The 16,830-nt window shown below is 63.1% G+C and carries 17 protein-coding genes and 2 tRNA genes; 7 read left to right on the forward strand and 12 right to left on the reverse strand.

Annotation, left to right across the window (positions count from 1 at the left end; genetic code table 11):
- Window positions 1-13 precede the first annotated feature (13 nt).
- The 4 genes from A6V37_RS22830 to A6V37_RS22845 form a co-directional block, all read right to left on the reverse strand.
- Complete coding sequence (locus tag A6V37_RS22830; protein ID WP_064286373.1) at window positions 14-1,168, reverse strand: WD40/YVTN/BNR-like repeat-containing protein; 1,155 nt, start codon at window positions 1,166-1,168, stop codon at window positions 14-16.
- A gap of 48 nt (window positions 1,169-1,216) precedes the next feature.
- Window positions 1,217-1,486 carry a MoaD/ThiS family protein gene (locus A6V37_RS22835; protein WP_064268911.1) on the reverse strand — a complete coding sequence of 90 codons (270 nt, stop codon included), beginning with the start codon at window positions 1,484-1,486 and terminating at the stop codon, window positions 1,217-1,219.
- 107 nt (window positions 1,487-1,593) lie between these two features.
- Window positions 1,594-2,862: an RNA polymerase sigma factor gene (locus tag A6V37_RS22840; RefSeq protein ID WP_064286374.1), complete on the reverse strand. Its 1,269-nt coding sequence runs from the start codon at window positions 2,860-2,862 to the stop codon at window positions 1,594-1,596.
- Window positions 2,859-3,230 (reverse strand): YciI family protein, encoded by a 372-nt coding sequence (locus A6V37_RS22845; protein ID WP_064268628.1) that lies wholly within the window; start codon window positions 3,228-3,230, stop codon window positions 2,859-2,861. The genes A6V37_RS22840 and A6V37_RS22845 overlap by 4 nt, the downstream gene beginning before the upstream one ends.
- Window positions 3,231-3,611: 381 nt before the next feature.
- On the opposite strand from A6V37_RS22845, the gene A6V37_RS22850 reads away from it, so the two are divergent.
- Window positions 3,612-5,093 (forward strand): hypothetical protein, encoded by a 1,482-nt coding sequence (locus tag A6V37_RS22850; protein WP_082902741.1) that lies wholly within the window; start codon window positions 3,612-3,614, stop codon window positions 5,091-5,093.
- Window positions 5,094-5,249: 156 nt separating this feature from the next.
- Here A6V37_RS22850 and A6V37_RS22855 read toward each other — a convergent pair.
- Together A6V37_RS22855 and hemN are read right to left on the reverse strand one after the other, a co-directional pair.
- Window positions 5,250-5,334, reverse strand: a tRNA-Leu gene (locus tag A6V37_RS22855).
- Window positions 5,335-5,440: 106 nt separating this feature from the next.
- Complete coding sequence (gene hemN / locus A6V37_RS22860; protein WP_064268627.1) at window positions 5,441-6,826, reverse strand: oxygen-independent coproporphyrinogen III oxidase; 1,386 nt, start codon at window positions 6,824-6,826, stop codon at window positions 5,441-5,443.
- A 224-nt stretch (window positions 6,827-7,050) separates the two neighbouring features.
- Here hemN and A6V37_RS22865 point away from each other — a divergent pair, with 224 nt between their 5' ends.
- The 3 genes from A6V37_RS22865 to A6V37_RS22875 all read left to right on the forward strand — a co-directional run bounded on the left by A6V37_RS22865 (window position 7,051) and on the right by A6V37_RS22875 (window position 8,996).
- A complete protein-coding gene (locus A6V37_RS22865; protein WP_075643541.1) occupies window positions 7,051-7,386 on the forward strand; it encodes a YkgJ family cysteine cluster protein in 336 nt (111 codons plus the stop codon).
- A 99-nt stretch (window positions 7,387-7,485) separates the two neighbouring features.
- Window positions 7,486-8,079, forward strand: a complete 594-nt coding sequence (locus tag A6V37_RS22870; RefSeq protein WP_064268626.1) for a DUF1439 domain-containing protein — start codon at window positions 7,486-7,488, stop codon at window positions 8,077-8,079.
- Between the two features lie 80 nt (window positions 8,080-8,159).
- Window positions 8,160-8,996, forward strand: a complete 837-nt coding sequence (locus tag A6V37_RS22875; RefSeq protein ID WP_064268625.1) for an undecaprenyl-diphosphate phosphatase — start codon at window positions 8,160-8,162, stop codon at window positions 8,994-8,996.
- A gap of 93 nt (window positions 8,997-9,089) precedes the next feature.
- Here A6V37_RS22875 and trmB read toward each other — a convergent pair whose 3' ends face one another.
- On the reverse strand, window positions 9,090-9,872 hold the full coding sequence (gene trmB, locus A6V37_RS22880) for a tRNA (guanosine(46)-N7)-methyltransferase TrmB (protein WP_064286375.1): 783 nt from the start codon (window positions 9,870-9,872) through the stop codon (window positions 9,090-9,092).
- Window positions 9,873-10,032: 160 nt separating this feature from the next.
- A tRNA-Gly gene (locus A6V37_RS22885) sits at window positions 10,033-10,106 on the reverse strand.
- Between the two features lie 571 nt (window positions 10,107-10,677).
- Here A6V37_RS22885 and A6V37_RS22890 point away from each other — a divergent pair.
- A complete protein-coding gene (locus A6V37_RS22890; protein WP_341272022.1) occupies window positions 10,678-11,580 on the forward strand; it encodes a hypothetical protein in 903 nt (300 codons plus the stop codon).
- A gap of 117 nt (window positions 11,581-11,697) precedes the next feature.
- Here A6V37_RS22890 and A6V37_RS22895 read toward each other — a convergent pair whose 3' ends face one another.
- The 3 genes from A6V37_RS22895 to A6V37_RS22905 all read right to left on the reverse strand — a co-directional run bounded on the left by A6V37_RS22895 (window position 11,698) and on the right by A6V37_RS22905 (window position 13,773).
- Complete coding sequence (locus A6V37_RS22895) at window positions 11,698-12,261, reverse strand: YggT family protein (RefSeq protein WP_064268623.1); 564 nt, start codon at window positions 12,259-12,261, stop codon at window positions 11,698-11,700.
- Between the two features lie 193 nt (window positions 12,262-12,454).
- Window positions 12,455-12,775, reverse strand: a complete 321-nt coding sequence (locus A6V37_RS22900) for an EthD family reductase (protein ID WP_064268622.1) — start codon at window positions 12,773-12,775, stop codon at window positions 12,455-12,457.
- Window positions 12,776-12,852: 77 nt separating this feature from the next.
- On the reverse strand, window positions 12,853-13,773 hold the full coding sequence (locus A6V37_RS22905) for a Rossmann-like and DUF2520 domain-containing protein (RefSeq protein WP_064286376.1): 921 nt from the start codon (window positions 13,771-13,773) through the stop codon (window positions 12,853-12,855).
- A 777-nt stretch (window positions 13,774-14,550) separates the two neighbouring features.
- On the opposite strand from A6V37_RS22905, the gene A6V37_RS22910 reads away from it, so the two are divergent.
- Both A6V37_RS22910 and A6V37_RS22915 read left to right on the forward strand, forming a co-directional pair.
- A complete protein-coding gene (locus A6V37_RS22910) occupies window positions 14,551-14,850 on the forward strand; it encodes a hypothetical protein (RefSeq protein ID WP_064268620.1) in 300 nt (99 codons plus the stop codon).
- Between the two features lie 257 nt (window positions 14,851-15,107).
- Window positions 15,108-16,073 (forward strand): threo-3-hydroxy-L-aspartate ammonia-lyase, encoded by a 966-nt coding sequence (locus A6V37_RS22915; protein ID WP_064268619.1) that lies wholly within the window; start codon window positions 15,108-15,110, stop codon window positions 16,071-16,073.
- A 74-nt stretch (window positions 16,074-16,147) separates the two neighbouring features.
- Here the strand turns inward: A6V37_RS22915 and A6V37_RS22920 are convergent, their stop codons facing one another.
- Window positions 16,148-16,825, reverse strand: coding sequence for a LysE family translocator (locus tag A6V37_RS22920; protein WP_064268618.1), 678 nt, complete (start codon window positions 16,823-16,825; stop codon window positions 16,148-16,150).
- Window positions 16,826-16,830: the final 5 nt, after the last annotated feature.

The raw sequence follows: 16,830 nt of genomic DNA on the forward strand, positions 1-16,830 counted from the left end.
AGCGCCCCCGCGCTCATCCGAACCGGACACAGTAGACCGGCGGCAAATGGGCTGACAGCAATTGCCAGCTTTCACCGGCGTCGTTAGACGTCCAAAGCGCTCCGGTGGTCGAACCCATCGCGAGGCGCGTGCCGGAGTCATCCACAGCGAGGCCGTGCCGATACACGAGGTCATACGCCGGCGAGGGCGGCAAGCCATTCGAGAAACGCTCGAACGTGCGGCCGCCGTCGCGTGTGCGCGTAACGACGAACTGGCCGTCCACGGGCATGCGGCACACGTCTTTCACGGCGGGCACGAACCACGCGGTGTCCGGTTCGTGGGGGTGCACGGCAACCGCGAAGCCGAAGCTCGATGGTTGCGCTTCGATCCGCTGCCAGTGCGCCGCGCCGTCGGTCGAGCGGAAGATCGCGCAATGATGCTGCGTCCACAGGGCATCCGGGTTTGCCGCGCATTGCACGACCCGGTGCGGGTCCTGCACGTTGGCTTCGCCGCGCCGCTCCGGCGGCATATAGTCCGCCTCCATGCCTTCGGCACTCACGCGCCACGTTGTGCCGCCGTCATGGGTTTGCCAGACGCCGCCGCAGGACACGCCAATCGTCACGTGCCGGCTGTCACGCGGATCGACCATCACGGAATGGATACCCGGCGCGTCGTAGCCGCCACCGAACCATTCGCGGCGTTCCGGACGATCCCACAGCGCGCGGTTGAGCACCCATGTGTCGCCGCCATCGCCGGAACGGAAAAGGCCGCCTGGAATTGTGCCGGCCCATAAAACGCCGGGTTCGTCCGGGCCGCCGGTTTCGAGCGACCAGATTTGCTGAAGCGTCCAGGGCGGGGTAGGCGCTGCGGCGCCTGCATTGTCGGCGGCGGTGTCCTCACTCGTGTGCGTAGCGTCGCCGGTGGGCGGCATTTCGTCGGCGGGTTGGGGCGGGTAGACGGGGGCCGCGCACTCTTCCCAGCCCGCCATGCCCGCGCGCCGGCGATGCAGCTTCACGCCAAAGTGGCCGAGATTAAGCGCGGCATACAGCGAACCGTCGCGCGGATCGGCCAGCACCATGCTCACCGGCTCGCCGATGAAATGCGGTTCGCCGAGCGACCAGCCGCCCTTGCCATCGGCTTGCAGAATGAACAGCCCCTTGCGGGTTGCGACAAGCAATCGATCGCTCATGCGTTTTACTCCGATCTCACGCAACGCTTGGTTAGGAACGGAACCCTCTTACCCACCCGACAGCGCCTGCACCACATAAACACGGCTATCCTCGCCGAGCATATCGGACAGATGTTGCCGGTCACGCACTCGCCGGCCGTCGACAAACACAACGAGATGCCGCCGCAATGCGCTCTGGTCATCAAGGATGTAGCCGCGCAGCCGAGGCTGCGCGACGAAGACGGCCTCGAGCGCTTCTCTGACCGTGCGCGCATCGACTTCGCGCTCGGGCGTTGCGATATGCCGCTGAATCGAAGCAGCGAAGAAGATATGCGCCATGTCTGCGTAGCCGCGCGGGAACACCCGCGTTCGTTGAGTCTCTAGTTTAGGCGATTCGCCTGGCGCTTCCGGGCGGCGCCCCAGCTGGCTGACAGCCCCCGTGCGAGCTAGCTGTTCGCCGCTGACAATTCCATGCGCTTGCGCTGCAGGAACCGCCGCGCGGCCGGATCGCGCTCCAGGCCGATCGCGAGGTCGTACGCCCCGAGCGCCTCGGCCGTCGCGCCGGCACGTGCAAGCAGATTGGCGCGCGCGGCCCAGTACGGCTGGTAGTCGGCGAGGCGTGGATCGTTCGCATACGGTTCGAGCGCGTCGAGCGCCGTCTGCGGGCCGTCCCGCTCCGCCAGCGCGAGCGCGCGGTTCACCGCGACCACCGGCGTCGCCGCAATCGCGAACAGCGCGTCGTAAAGCTGCACGACTTCGTCCCAGTTCGCGCGACGCGTCCGGCAGCGGTACACGTGCGCCGACTGCAGGGCGGCCTCGAGCTGAAACCGTCCGATTGCGTCCAATGTGTTCGCGCGCCTTAGCAAGGTGTCGGCGGCGTCGATCATCGGCGCGTTCCATGTCGCCGGATCCTGGGCCGAGAGCGGCACGTATTCGCCGGCTGCATCGCGTCGCGCATCGCGCCGCGCCTGCGCATACAGCATCAGCGCGAGCAGACCCAGCGTCTCGGGCTCTTCGGGCAGCAGTTCGACAAGCAGATGGGCGAGAAACAGTGCCTCGTCGGCGAGATCGCGCCGCCCGGTATCGCCGCCGAGCGGGTCGGTCCATCCTTCGGCATACGCGGCATAGACCGCTTCCAGCACCGCGTCGAGCCGCTCAGGCAGCTCTTCGCGCTCGGGCACGTTGAACGGAATACCCGCTTCGCGAATCTTGTTCTTGGCCCGCACGAGGCGCTTGCTCATCGCGGCGGGCGACATCAGGAACGCGGACGCAATTGTCTGCGCGTCGAGCCCCAGCACCACCTGCAGCATCAGCGGCGTGCGGATCGCGGCCTCGAGGGCGGGGTGCGTGCACGCGAACAGCAGCGCGAGGCGCCGGTCGGGCAACGCGCCTGCTTCATGCTCGTCGATTTCGTCGGCGAGGATCGCGAGCTGGTTCGACACGTCGTCGCCGATCCGGCGATGACGCGCGCCGTCGATCGCCCGGCGGCGCGCCACCGTCATCAGCCATGCTTCGGGATTCGCAGGGCAGCCGCGCGCGGGACAGTCCGCCAGCGCGGCCGCAAACGCGTCGGCGAGCGCGTCCTCGGCCGCGGCGACGTCGCGTGTGCGCATGGCCAGCAGCGCGACGAGCTTGCCGTAACTGCGGCGCGCGACCGCCTCGGCAATCGACCGCGCGGCGGCGTCGCCGTCACGGCTGCCGCCGGAGGGACTCATTTAACCGATGGCGCTTCGTACGGGGCGGTCCAGACCGGGCGCACTTCCATGATGCCGTGCCCGGCGCCGGGACAACGCGACGCCCATGCGATCGCCGAATCGAGGTTGGGCGCGTCGATCAGGTAGTAGCCGGCGAGCTGCTCCTTCGAATCGGAATAGGGGCCGTCCAGCACCTGCGGCTTGCCGTCGACGAGCCGCACCGTGGTCGCCGTGCTGGTGGGCTGCAGCCGGTTGGCGCCGACGAGCACCTGCGCCTTGTTCAACGATTCGGTGTACGCGTGATATGCGGCCACGCCTTGCTGCCGCTCGCTGTCGGTCATCTTGCTCCAGCCGTTTTCTTCCGAATAGATCATCAACAGATATTGCATGTGAGCCTCCGTCATGGGGTTGAGGCGGATGAATTGCATCGGCCGCCATCACAATGACGCTCGGGGCGCTTGCTGATGGACAGGTGGCGTTGAAAAAATCTGCAATCGGAATACGCGGCTGCCCGGATGCGGCGCGGCGAGGTGCGCAAGGGGCGGGCGGCAGCGAGGGTAATGCCACTAAAAATACCACTCGATACCGCCGGCTGTCCAAGCGGCATGACGTCGAATGACTGCATGACCCGGCATGCTCGCCGTGATCTTGAGGGTGGGGGGCGGAAAATTCTTGTCCACCAGTCTTGCTCCTGCCCTAAACTTCGCACGACCGGCAGGTAAAGCCGAGCCAGCCGCCTGGACGGCGACCGATAAATGATGGGGTGGGACATGCGCGTAACGCTCTGGATCGTACTGACCGCGTTGATTGCCGGTTTGAGCGGTTGTGGCGGAGGCTCGAATAGTTCCCCGACTTACACGGTCTCGGGGACGGTCGATCACCTCTCGTCGTCCGGGCTGACGTTGACCAACGGCACGACGACGCTATCCATCGCCTCAGGCGCCACCAGTTTCGCGTTCCCGGATCAACTTCCGAATGGAACGGCCTATCAGATATCGGTTGCCAGTCAGCCGGCCGGCGAGAACTGCTTGGTCAGTCAAGGCGGCGGCATTGTCGCCGCGGCTAACGTCGGCAACGTCGACGTGCAGTGCAACACGGTTATTTCGAGTCCCTCTGCCATAGGCATCTATCCGGTCGCGACCGCGTCGGACGGCTACTCGCACGCCTATGTGCCGGTGACGATGGTGGGGAACAACAAGGTGTCGATCAATGCGGCACTCGATACGGGGTCATCGGGCGTGGTGCTGAATGCGCTCGACCTTTTCCCGTCGTCGGTGGTTACCGCAGACGGGTTCGTGGGACTGAACCCTCCCATCCTTCCGGACACGATTCAAACCATCACGTACAACGGCATCACCGTGACGAACATCGTGCTGGAGACCACGCTGAACGACGAGGGTGCGGGTTTCAATGTCGGGTGGTTTGGCGCCGTCACGAATCCGCCCGCCATTTTTGCCATTGGCAACCTGGGTTTCGCGCAGGTGTCGTTCGGGTCTGCCGGGCAAATTACGACTTCGGTCATCCCGATCCTGTTCGTCTACCAGGTCTTGGTTCAAGGCGCCGCCGTGTCGCCGGACACCGTGACGTCCAATATTTTCGGCGTCAACCCGTCGCTGACGACCATGTATCAACGGGGCTCCCACATCTCATCGGTCGCCGTCTGCAACACCGCGCCGAGCGCGTCGTCTGCGTGCGGGCTATTGAGCCCACTACGTTCTCTGACCTACGCATCGACCGTTGATCCTGGCTATGTGTTGCAGCCGTTCACCTTGCAGAACTGCACCCTCGGTACGCCCGGCAGTTGCAGTGCCGTGCCGTCGTTGCAGGTCGGCGTGACCCCGGCTGTGACGGCCGGCTTCACGGCGGTGGCGCTGAGTTGCAGCCAGTTGCCCTCGGGCACGTCCGCCCCTTCCGTCAAAATCTGCAGCCAGGTCGTGTCGCCATCGACGGTCGCCTTCGCTGGCAGCAGCACGTCGACGGCCAGCGTGATCGTGAACACGGGGAATTCCGGCATGATGATGGGGACGGTCAATCTGACGGGCTTTCCGGCGACGATCTCCGCCGGCACGCCGATCAGCGTCACGATGGGTCCGGCGTTCAATTACTCGTTCACCGCGGGCACGGGCAACTTTGCGACGACGCTCACACCACAGCTCAACTCGGGGGTTGAGCTAACCGATATCGGGATCGGCTTCTTCGCGACGCACGCGATGTTCGTCGATTACCAGGCAGGGACGGAGGGGTGGAAATAGCCCCCTCGCTTACGGTCGTACGTCATCGGTTGCCCGAACCGTCTTCTCAACGCGCGGCCGTTAGGCAAACCTTGGTGGCCATGGAAACAAAAAACCCCGCGAGACTTGATCTGGCGGGGTTTCGTTGGCAAAGCTGGTGATCGTTGCGAGACTAGTTGGTGCCCAGGGCCGGAATCGAACCGGCACGCCTTGCGGCGGGGGATTTTGAGTCCCCTGCGTCTACCAATTTCACCACCTGGGCAGGTCTCGCGGCGCACGCGCCAGAAACTGGCGCGCAGCGAAGACGCAGATTATGGCCGAAAAATGGACAGCGGGCAAGCCGGTTGCTCTCCAACGCATCCGGGCTGTCAAACCGTGCGGGAGAACCGTTCGAGCGTCTGCTGCCCGAGGTAGCGGTCGAACACCATCGCGATATTGCGCACCAGCATGCGTCCGGCCGTTTGCACTTCGAGCTTGCCTGCACTGATCGACACCAGCCCATCCTGCTCGAAGCCGCGCAACCGCTCCAGCTCGGGCTCGAACGTCTCGGCGAAGCGGATGCCATAGACGGCTTCGAATTCGTCAAAGCGCAGTTCCAGATTGCACATCAGTTGCGTGATGACGTCGCGACGCAGACGGTCGTCAGCCGTGAGCCGCACGCCGCGCGTGATCGCGAGCTTGCCTGCATCGATCGCGGCGGCGTAGCCGGGCAGGTCCTTGGCGTTTTGCGCGTACACATCGCCGACCTTGCCGATCGACGACGCGCCGAAGCCGATCAGATCGCATTCGGCCCGCGTGCTGTAGCCCTGGAAATTGCGATGCAAAGTGCGCTGCGCCTGAGCGCGGGCCAGTTCGTCGGTGGGGAGCGCGAAATGATCCATGCCGATGTACACATAGCCCGCGGCCGTCAAGCGTTCGACCACGCGCTGCAGGATCGCGAGCCGCTGCGCTGGCGAGGGCAGCGTCGCCGGATCCATTTGACGTTGCATTTTGAAGAGCTGCGGCATGTGCGCATAAGCGAACACCGAGAGACGATCCGGTGCGAGTGCCAGCATGGTGTCGAGCGTGCGGCTGAAGCTTTCCACCGTTTGATGCGGCAGCCCGTAGATCAGATCGACGCCGATTGAATGAAAGCCGGTGGCGCGCGCGGCCTGCATGACCGACACGGTCATATCGAGCGGCTGTATGCGATTGATTGCCTGCTGCACGAGTGGATCGAAGTCCTGCACGCCGAGGCTCAAGCGGTTGAAACCAAGCTCGCGCAAATGCGCAATGGTCTCGGGCGATGCTTCGCGCGGATCGACTTCGATTGAATATTCGGCGATCGCGTCAGGCAGCAACATGAAGTGCTCACGCGTGGCAGCCATCAGTTCCGCCATTTCGCCGTGCGACAGAAAGGTCGGCGTACCACCGCCCCAATGCAATTGCGACACCGGACGACGCGTGTCGAAACATCCCGCCTGCAGCGCTATTTCGCGTTTCATTCGCTCGAGGTACGGACGAGCATGGGCGCGATTTTTCGTCGCGACCTTGTTGCAACCGCAGTAAAAGCACACGGTGTCGCAAAACGGAATATGGAAGTACAGCGAGAGATCCGTGTCCGCCGCACCCGGGTCGGCGGCGGCGCGTAAGTAGTCGGCGGGATTGAAGTGGTCGTGGAACTGCAGGGCGGTCGGATAGGACGTATACCGCGGACCGTTCGCGCTGTATTTGGCGAGCAGGTCGGGACGGAACAGCGAATTGGCGATGGACATGAGTGGCTCGCGGTCTGGCGGCCATCGAGGAAGAGGCAGGACCGGCGCGGTTCGCGCGGCTGGATCGAACGGCGCGGACGCCTCTTGAACATGGCCTTTTGGGGACCTCTCGAGTTTACGTGAGCGGCCGCTCAGCCGATTGCGTAAAAAGGTCGCACGGAATGCGGTGGCACAATGCGGGTCTGATAGTTTGTTGCCGGTTGTCGAGTTGAAGGAAAAAGGTCGTGAATGATGTGCCGAACGGCGCTGTGAAGCGCGAGTCTCCATTTGATGTCGCCGGGCATGCGTGCCGCCCCGATTGCGGCGCGTGCTGTATCGCCCCGTCGATCTCGAGTCCCATTCCGGGCATGCCGAACGGCAAGCCGGCGGGCGTGCGCTGCGTGCAGCTCGGCGACGATCTGCGCTGCGCGATCTTCGGCCAGCCGGAGCGGCCGGCGTGCTGCTCCGGTCTGCAACCGCAAATGGAAATGTGCGGCGCGAATCGTGATGAAGCGCTCGCGTGGCTTACGCAACTCGAGGCTCAGACTCGGCCTCGCGTGCAACCGGCGGCTCAGCGGTAACGGGCCTCGGCGCGCCTTCATGCCATCCATTCAATCCGGCTGTCCCGGCCGAACACAACTCAACTGCATGCCCGATCGGGTTTCCACAGGAGATTTCGCATGACTCGACCCGCTGCGCCGGCCAGGCGCCGCTTTCTGCAAGCCGCGCTGACAGGCTGCGGCGCGCTCGGCATTACCGTATCGCTTGCGGCGTGCGCGAGCTCGACGTTTCCGTTCATTCCTTCGCACTACACGTTCTCCCAGCAGCAGGTGCAGGACGCGGTGCAGCGCAAATTCCCGTATCAGCGCACGGTCTCGCAAGTGTTCGACGTCGCGCTGACGAATCCCGTGGTCGGCTTCCTGCCGGATGCGAATCGCGTCTCCGTGAAGCTCAACGCACGCCTCGCGAGTCCGTTCATGCCGCAGCCGGTCGACGGCATCTTCACGCTATCGAGCGAACTGGCCTACGACGCCGCCAGCAAGTCGGTCGTGCTGAAGTCGCCTAACGTGGACAACGTCAGCGTGAGCGGACAGGCGCAGGCTTACACGCAGCAGATCAATGCCGCGGCGGCGCTGCTCGCCACGCAATTGCTGACCAACTATCCGATCTACACATTCAAGCCGGAACAACTGCAATTTGCCGGGGTGAACTACGAACCCGGTACAATCACAATCCTTACAAACGGCATACGCGTGCAGATCGTCGAAAAATGACGCGGCGCGCGGCCGCCAGGGCCGCGCGCTACCGTGCCGACCCTGTTCGTTCTGGTTAACTACAGCGATAAGGGGCACGGATGGACTGGCTATTGGCTTGCAAGGCGCTGATTCTGGGCGTGGTCGAAGGGTTGACCGAGTTTTTGCCCGTATCGAGCACCGGGCATTTGATCGTCGCCGGCAGCTTGCTGAACTTTAACGACGAGCACGAGAAAACCTTTGATGTCGTCATCCAGCTCGGCGCGATTCTCGCCGTGTGCTGGGAGTTTCGCCGCCGCATCGGCAACGTGGTGTCCGGCTTGCCGAGCCGGCCCGATGCGCGCCGCTTCACCCTGAACGTGATCATCGCGACGATTCCGGCGGTCGTGCTCGGATTGCTGTTCGAAAAATCCATCAAGGCGGCGCTGTTTTCGCCGGTGCCGGTCGCGTTCGCGCTGGTGGTGGGCGGGGTTGTCATCCTGTGGGCTGAAGCGCGCCAGCGTGCGCGCGGCGACACCGCGGCGCGCGTGCAGAGCGTCGACGATCTGAGCGCGCTGGATGCGCTGAAAGTCGGCCTCGCTCAGTGTTTTGCGCTGATTCCCGGCATGTCGCGCTCAGGGTCGACGATTATCGGCGGGATGCTGTTTGGGCTCGAGCGGCGCGTCGCCACGGAGTTTTCCTTCTTTCTCGCGATTCCGATTATTTTCGGTGCGACCGCATACGAACTCTACAAAGACTGGCATCTTCTTTCCGTCGACGCGCTCGGCACCTTCGCGCTGGGTTTTGCCGCGGCCTTTGTCAGTGCATTCGCTTGCGTTCGTTGGCTGCTTCGCTATATTGCCGCGCACGATTTCACCGTGTTTGCGTGGTATCGCATCGCGTTTGGATTGCTGATTCTGCTGGTCGGCTATAGCGGCGCATTGAGCTGGACAGACTGAGCTTTGTCGTTTTATCCGAGCCAAAAGAAAAAGGTCCGCAATTCAATTGCGGACCTTTTTCTTATCGGGCGAGTGTTTGTCCAGTGCGCGGCTTTACTCAGCGCCGCGTTTGCGGAAAACCAGATCCCACACGCCGTGACCGAGCCGTAGTCCACGACGCTCGAATTTCGTAACCGGACGGTATTCCGGACGCGGCGCATAAGCGTCGGCGGTATTTTCCAGCGCCGGGTCGGCGCCCAGCACTTCGAGCATCTGTTCGGCGTAGTTCTGCCAGTCCGTTGCGCAATGCAGATACGCGCCCGGTTTCAGGCGTGACACCAGCAGCGCGACAAACTTCGGCTGGATCAGCCGGCGCTTGTGGTGGCGTGCTTTGTGCCACGGGTCCGGAAAGAAGATGTGCGCGCCGTCGAGGCTGTCGGGTGCGATCATCTGCTCGAGCACTTCGACTGCGTCGTGCTGGATGATGCGGATATTCGACAGGTTCTGCTCGCCCATCAATTTCAGCAGCGCGCCGACGCCCGCCTCGTGGACCTCGACGCCGAGAAAATCGTCGCCGGGGCGGTGCGAAGCGATTTCCGCCGTGGTCGCGCCCATGCCGAAGCCGATTTCCAGCACGCGCGGCGCCGTACGGCCGAATACGCCGTTCCAGTCGGGCTGCTGCGGCGCGTAGGGCACCACGAAGCGCGGGCCGAGTTCATCCATGGCGCGGCGCTGGCCGGTCGAGACACGGCCGGCGCGCGTGACAAAGCTGCGGATGCGGCGCCGATGCAGCGCATTCTCTCCGGACGTATCGTCGCCGGCGGGCTGAGCTTCGGCGTCGCTGGAGGGCGTTGGGAGTTCGTCCGGCAGGCCGGCTTCGTTGGGATCGTGGGTCATGGTCGATGCTGCTACAAGGGTGAGGGCGTCACGGCGCGAGCCGCGAATCGCTACGCCAGGCCGCCGCCACTACAAAAAAGCCGCCTTCAGGGAGGCGGCTCGTGCTGGATTCCGCGGAAAGGCTCACCCGATTGGTTGGGCGGCGCGGCGGAAAAGTATCTGGAGCGGGCGATGGGAATCGAACCCACGGCTCTAGCTTGGGAAGCTAGGGTATTACCATTATACGACGCCCGCAGAGCGCGCTATTTTACAGGGGTTTCGGCGCTTTGGGGAGTCGGGATCGGGGGGCAGGATGAAAAATGGGTTCGCGCCGGAAGTTGTTGCCGGCGTGCTGGGCGCGCCGAATGGCTCGAAGCGACCTCACGTGGCGACAAGCAGGATATTGACGTTGCATCGTGCTTTGTGTGCGTTTGGGAGAGGCATTGCATGTGCTGATTAAAACCCTGATTGATTGCCAGTCAGATTGGGCGGTTAACTGCGCATTAAACTTTCATATAACTTTCAAATCGATCAGGTTAGTACGCCGAATTGCCGTAGGTTTATTCATGCCGCATTGTATTCACCGGCGTCAGTGAGTTCATTCCAAAATAAATCCAAATCAATATTAAAGGTTGCCGAAATCGCGCCGTTTACGTCTTTAGCGTCTTTCAAAATATTACATAAATTCATGCGATTATGTATTTGTCAAGTGGATTCTTGGAATAACTCTACGAATTGGCGCTGGCGGAAAAACATCGAGATCAATTTGACCAACGGCGCGAGTTAGCGAGCCTGATTGGCCGCGCTCGCCAACAAAAAAATGAATATGAACTACAAAGCTACATTGGCGTTATCTCTGCTTGCTTCGCTCGTTCTGGCAGCGTGCGGCGGCGGTGGCGGCGGGGATTCCAGCTCTGCGGCACCTGCATCGAGCAGCGCTTCGACTCCGTCGGCGGCAAGCACGCCGGCCGCGAGCACGCCCGCTGCGGCGAGCGCTCCGGCTGCGGCATCGTCTCCGGCGCTGAGCGGCGAGCCGCTGCCGAGTCTGACGAGCCCGCAAGCCGGCTCGGCCGCTACTTCCGGCAATGGTATAGAGGGCCTCTGGACGAGCACCTTCGGCGCCGACAAGACGTCTGCGTTTATCGATCCCCAAGGCAATATTTCCGCCCTGAATTCGGTGGGCACGTTCGTCCTGTCGGAGATGTTCGGCGTCGTCGCGACCACCGCACCGAACTGGACGCTCACTTCGGGTCTGCAATATAACGGCGGCGTCTACTATACGACCACCTCCGGCTCGGGCACGTTCGCCGCCAAGCAGACGTTCACCGGCAGCTATGTCTATAACGGCAACACGGTCAGCCTGGCGTGGAACTACGACGCGGCGAATGCGCTCGCGGTGACGCAGTCGAGTGTCGCGGGCACGTGGACGCAAACCGGTTCGTCGCTGACGATTGCTAACGACGGCACGCTGTCCGGCACGATGAGCAACTGCCCGGTTTCCGGCACGCTGCTGCTCACCACGCCGTCGTCGAGCAAGAATCTCTTCACGCTGACCGTCACCGGAACGAGTGCATCCTGCGCGTTGGCTGCGGGTACGACCTACACGGGTAATGCCGCGATTGCGTTCCTGCCGATCACGGGGAGCACGCTGTACTCCCGCTCGATCATCTACCTCATCAAGTCGGCGAATAACGCGACGGTCGCCTACGGCCAGGTGAAGAAGCAGTAAGCGGGGCATGACGTGAAACGGCCGCCGCCCTGTTGGATGGGCGGCGGCCGACTAGCCCGGCGTTTCAGGCGAGGTATGTCTGCGGCGAGAGAGAACCAGCGCGCGGGCCGCGCGCCGTCAGATCACGAAGTACGTCAACTGGACCGCCGCGCGCGTGACCACCATCAGCAGCACCTGCACGATCACGAACAGCAGGATCGGCGAAAGGTCGATGCCACCGAGCTGCGGCACGACGCGACGCAGCGGGTTCAGAAACGGCGCGGTCAGCTGATACAGAATCGGCATGGCCGGCGAACGCGGATTGAGCCACGACAGCAGCGCCATCAGGATCGTCATCCAGATGATCAGGTTCAGCGCCCATTTGATCAGCGTCAGCACCGCGACGATCAGCAGCGTCGGCAACAGCGTGAGCGGATCGGCGCCCGTCAGGACCACCATCAGCACCACATACACGATGGCCGCGAGCAGCGCCGCGACAACGCTCGCCCAGTCGATTTTGCGCGTGCTCGGCAAGATGTGCCGCAGCGGCAGCACGATCCAGTTGGTGGCTTGCAGCACAGCATTGCTCACCGGGTTGTAGGGCGGCATGCGGACGACCTGCAGCCATGCGCGCAGCAATAGGGCGGCGCCAAACAACGTGAAGACGGTATTGAGCAGAAAACGGGCGATATCGCCAAACATCTCGTGTCCTTATCCTTCGAATGACGGCCGTCGGTCGGCCGCAGGGTGCCGGCGCTTGGATTGGCGCGCCGGCGGTTTCATCTGGATGCTCCGCGCCTGTCCCGGGAAGGGCGCGTCGAGCGTCGCAGCGCGCGGGTCGGATTGCACGGCCAACGAAATTGACGGCCGCCACTTCTCCCGTGTCCGCTGGGCGTCACACGGAAATCTTGATCTCGCTGATCAGAATCGCGCCGTTGCCGCCGTCCGTGTAGTTGGGGATGTCGGCCAGCAGCTGTTCGGAAGCAGGCTTGAAAACGGTGTAGAAGTCGTTCGTGCTTTCGAACAGGAAATGACCTGCTGCGACGTACGGCGGCGGCGATCCGGGCGGGCCGGCGTTGATGCCGACGTCGACCGACCAGCCCTTTAACAACGGGCCGAAGAGCTTCGCCGCGAGCGGCATATGCGTGGCGCAGTAGTAGTCCACGTCGAAGCGGCCGTTTTCCCGGTACGGATAGAGGATGCTGACCTTGATCATTGTGCGTTCTCGTCTGTTGGTCCCGAAGCGTGGCGCCGGCGGATTGCGCGCGGCGCCGGACGTCACATTATCACGGCTTACTTGACGCTTGCACCTGCTGCAGCCTGATTCAGCGAGCGGCTGAGCGATTCTTCCACGGCTTCGGAGATCATATCGATCGCGGCGGGCGGCGTGGCGCGGCGTTCGGCCAGCCCGACCGCGCGCCGCGACAGCAAACCGTACAGCGCGGCATGGTCACCGCCGAGGCCTTCCAGCAACGCCAGCTGTTTCTCCACTACTCCCGTGTCGCCGCGCGATACCGGGCCCGCGAGCGCGGCGGGCAAGCCTTTGTCGCGGGCGGTTTCGATGGTGCCGGACAGCATCGGCAGCAGCGCGCGCAGCGCGTCGCCTTCGGCGAGGCCCAAGGTGCGCCACAGCGCGACGCATTCCGCGAGGCTGCATAGCGCGAAGCTGGCGGCGTAGTGCGCGGCGGCGTGATACAGCATGCGCCCGCCCGCCGGAATCGACAGCGGATGGCAGCGCAGCGCGACGGCCAGCGCCATCAACTGTTCCTTGAGGGCGCCGTCGGCCTCGATGGTCACGGAGCAGCCGGCGATGCGCTCGATATCGGCGAGGTCTCCGCTAAAGAGGTACAGTGGATGAAAGCCGCCGATCGACGCACCCTGGTCGCGCGCCGGCGCCAGCAGCTCGACCGGCGAAGCGCCGCTGCAGTGCACGAGCGCCTGGCCGTGCGGGCGGAACCGGAGTGTGTGCGCTGACGTACCGATGCTGTCGTCGGGAACGGCTAAAAAGACGATGTCTGCGGCGTCGACGACCTGTTGCGGGTTCTCGAATGCCGCGCAATGCTCGATTTGACTGGCAAGCCGCGCGGCTGAGGCGGGCGAGCGGCTTGCCACCGCCGTGACCGGATAACCGGCGCGTGAAAAGCTCAGCGCGAGACACCGCGCGAGCCGGCCCGCTCCGATAAAACCAAGGCGCGGCAAAGAAGACTGGGACATGGCTGCCTGCTCCAGACGGAACTTTTGAAGGGGAAGACCGAAGTATCGCGCATCCGCCACGCCTGCGGCGTGGCCTCGCGGCCGCTTTCTCCTGATGAATGCGTGAACGATATGGCGCGTGAGGCCGGCTATCCGGCGGCGAGCGCCCCACGGGTAGGAAAATTGCTGAGAATTTCTCCATGAGCCGGTTTGGCAGTTGCTGTTCTGGGTATTTCGTCTCGCAGTCAGATTCGGGAGGTTCACGATGAGTATTTTTTCTTACCGAAAGCACTTGCGGTTCTTGACTCATGCACAGCGCCGCCGCTGGTGGGACCAGAAAAAGCGCCTCACGCCGCGCGTGCGGATCAGTGGTGCGTATGTCCCGCCGAGCGTGTCCCGCGAGTTTGCTTACGTAAAGGTAGGCTGAAGAAATTGCCGCTTGCAGGTAAGAAATGCCTGGCCATTGGGCCGGGCATTTTTTTATTCGGGACTCGGTGCGCGCCGTCAGGATTGAAGCTAATTTGTAATCAAAGATTACTGGGGAATCGGCATGGCGGACCACAAGGCGGATGAAACGGGTGATCGGTGGATGTTCGTGGCTCCGCAATCCCTGAGAATTCAGCACATTGCGAGACCGGTGCGCGGCGCGCCGTATCGGCAGAAATGACGGGCTTTTAGCGCGGATTGCAATTTGCAACAAATGCGAACAGAAGGGCGACGTCTTTTTCGATACATTGATTCCATAGCATGCAAGGCATGTGAAGTCGGCGACCTTGGTGGCCGCGCTAGGAGAATAAAGTGAAAAAGATCGTTCCGTTTGTCGTTGCCGCTGCACTCGGCCTGGGACTCGCCAGCGCAGCTGAGGCGCACGTATCCGTGGGTATCGGTATCGGGATTCCGATCGCGCCGGCGTATCCGGTCTATGCCGCGCCGCCGCCTGTCTATTACGCGCCCCCGCCGCCGCCGGTCGTCTACGCTCCGCCGGTCTATTACGGAGCGCCTGTCGTTGTGGGTGGATATTACGGCGGCTATGGCCGTCCTTATTATCACCACGGTTACTATCGCGGCTACTACGGTCACGGCTACTATCGCCGCTAATCGCACCGGACCAGACTTAACGACGTGTTGACGGCGTAACGCCGGCTTGATCGCCGGGTTACGCCGTTTCTGTTTTTCTTGCCGCTACCTCGCAATAAACGCTGATTACCGCTGACAGACTGACGCTGCGCGTCGCTGGCCGTGTCGGCGTGCGCGCACTTGGGCATCGAAAGATTCCCGCGACACGACTGACGTTCCAAAGCCGGGTCGAAGCTGGGACAATGGCTGTTTCGCCACCGCTCCGGAGAGTTTCGCCGATGCAAGTGCTTCCCGCTCCCACCTTCGACGATGTCCTAGACGCCGCCGCGCGTCTTGAAGGCGTCGCCCACCGCACCCCCGTTCTGACTTCGAGCACATTCAACGAGCGCACAGGCGCTTCGGTGTTCTTCAAATGCGAGAATTTCCAGCGCATGGGTGCCTTCAAATTTCGCGGCGCCTATAACGCGATTTCGCATTTCGACGCGGAGCAGCGCAAAGCCGGGGTGCTGACGTATTCATCGGGGAATCATGCGCAGGCAATTGCGTTGTCGGCCCGACTTGCCGGCATTCACGCGACGATCATCATGCCGCACGACGCACCCGCGGCTAAAGTCGAGGCGACGAAAGGCTATGGCGGCGAAGTGATCACCTACGACCGCTACACCGAGAACCGCGAGGAAATTGGCCGGCGGCTTGCCGTAGAGCGCGGCATGACGCTGATCCCGCCGTACGACCATCCGCATGTGATCGCGGGGCAGGGCACCGCGGCGAAAGAACTGATCGACGAAGTCGGCGCGCTCGACATGCTGTTCGTGTGCCTCGGCGGCGGCGGATTGATCGGCGGCAGCGCTTTGTCCGCTGCTGCGTTGAGCCCTGCGTGCACGGTGATCGGCATCGAGCCGGAAGCGGGCAACGACGGCCAGCAATCGCTGGCTCGCGGCGAAATCGTGCACATCGACACGCCGCGCACCATCGCCGACGGCGCCGCCTCCACGCATCTCGGCGACTACACGTTCGCGATTATCCGCAAGCTGGTCGCACGGATCGAAACAGTCAGCGACGTTCAGTTGATCGACACAATGCGTTTTTTCGCGCAGCGCATGAAAATCGTGGTCGAGCCGACGGGGTGTCTCGCCGCGGCCGCGGTACTCAACGGCATCGTGCCGGTGAAGGGCAAACGAGTGGGCGTGCTGGTGAGTGGCGGCAACGTCGACCTGGCGAAGCTCGCGCAATATCTCGCCTGATACATCGCGACGAATTGCGCTGGCGCACGTCGAACCTGATCGAAGCGGCTCGCTCACACGCGAGCCGTTTTTTATCAGATTGCCGTTTGCGTGGTTTGCACGATCAGATCGCGATAACCGTTGACGATCACGCTATACGAGAAGTAGGCAAACAGCAGTGCCGACAGTACGTGGCACGCGCGCAGCAAACCGGTGCCGGCGCGTTTGCGCCCGTGGCTGCCGAGTCCGCAGATAAAGAGGGTCCAGCACAGGCCGCCGAGAAAGAATCCGCCGAGAAACACCGGCGCGGTGGTTACGCTCGTTGCGCCGGCTTTCGCGATCAGCGCGCCGCCAACCGCCGCGAACCACAGAATCGCCGAGGGCGACGACACGGCGAGCAACACGCCGCGCAGAAAACCTCGCCACGCGGACAGATGCGTTGCGCTGTCGTCCGCCTCGCCGGCCACCGCCGGTGCCGAAGCCGGGAACATCGCTTCACTCGCCATCTTCCATGTGAGAAACAGCAGGATCGCGGCGCCGCCAATCCAGACCACCCAGCGCACCGATTCGAACTGCAACAGGGCGGCCATGCCCGCGAGCGCGAGCGCCGCGTAAATCAGGTCGCCGAAACACGAACCGAGGCCGAGCCAGAACCCTGGTTTGAAGCCGTGCGAGAGGGTCAGGGAGATGATCGCGACGTTCACGAGACCAATATCCAGGCACAGCGACAACGACAGAAAAAATCCATCCGACATCATTGAAAAAGCATGCATCCGCG

The organism is Paraburkholderia ginsengiterrae (assembly GCF_001645125.1).
In the GTDB taxonomy this organism is placed as follows: domain Bacteria; phylum Pseudomonadota; class Gammaproteobacteria; order Burkholderiales; family Burkholderiaceae; genus Paraburkholderia; species Paraburkholderia ginsengiterrae.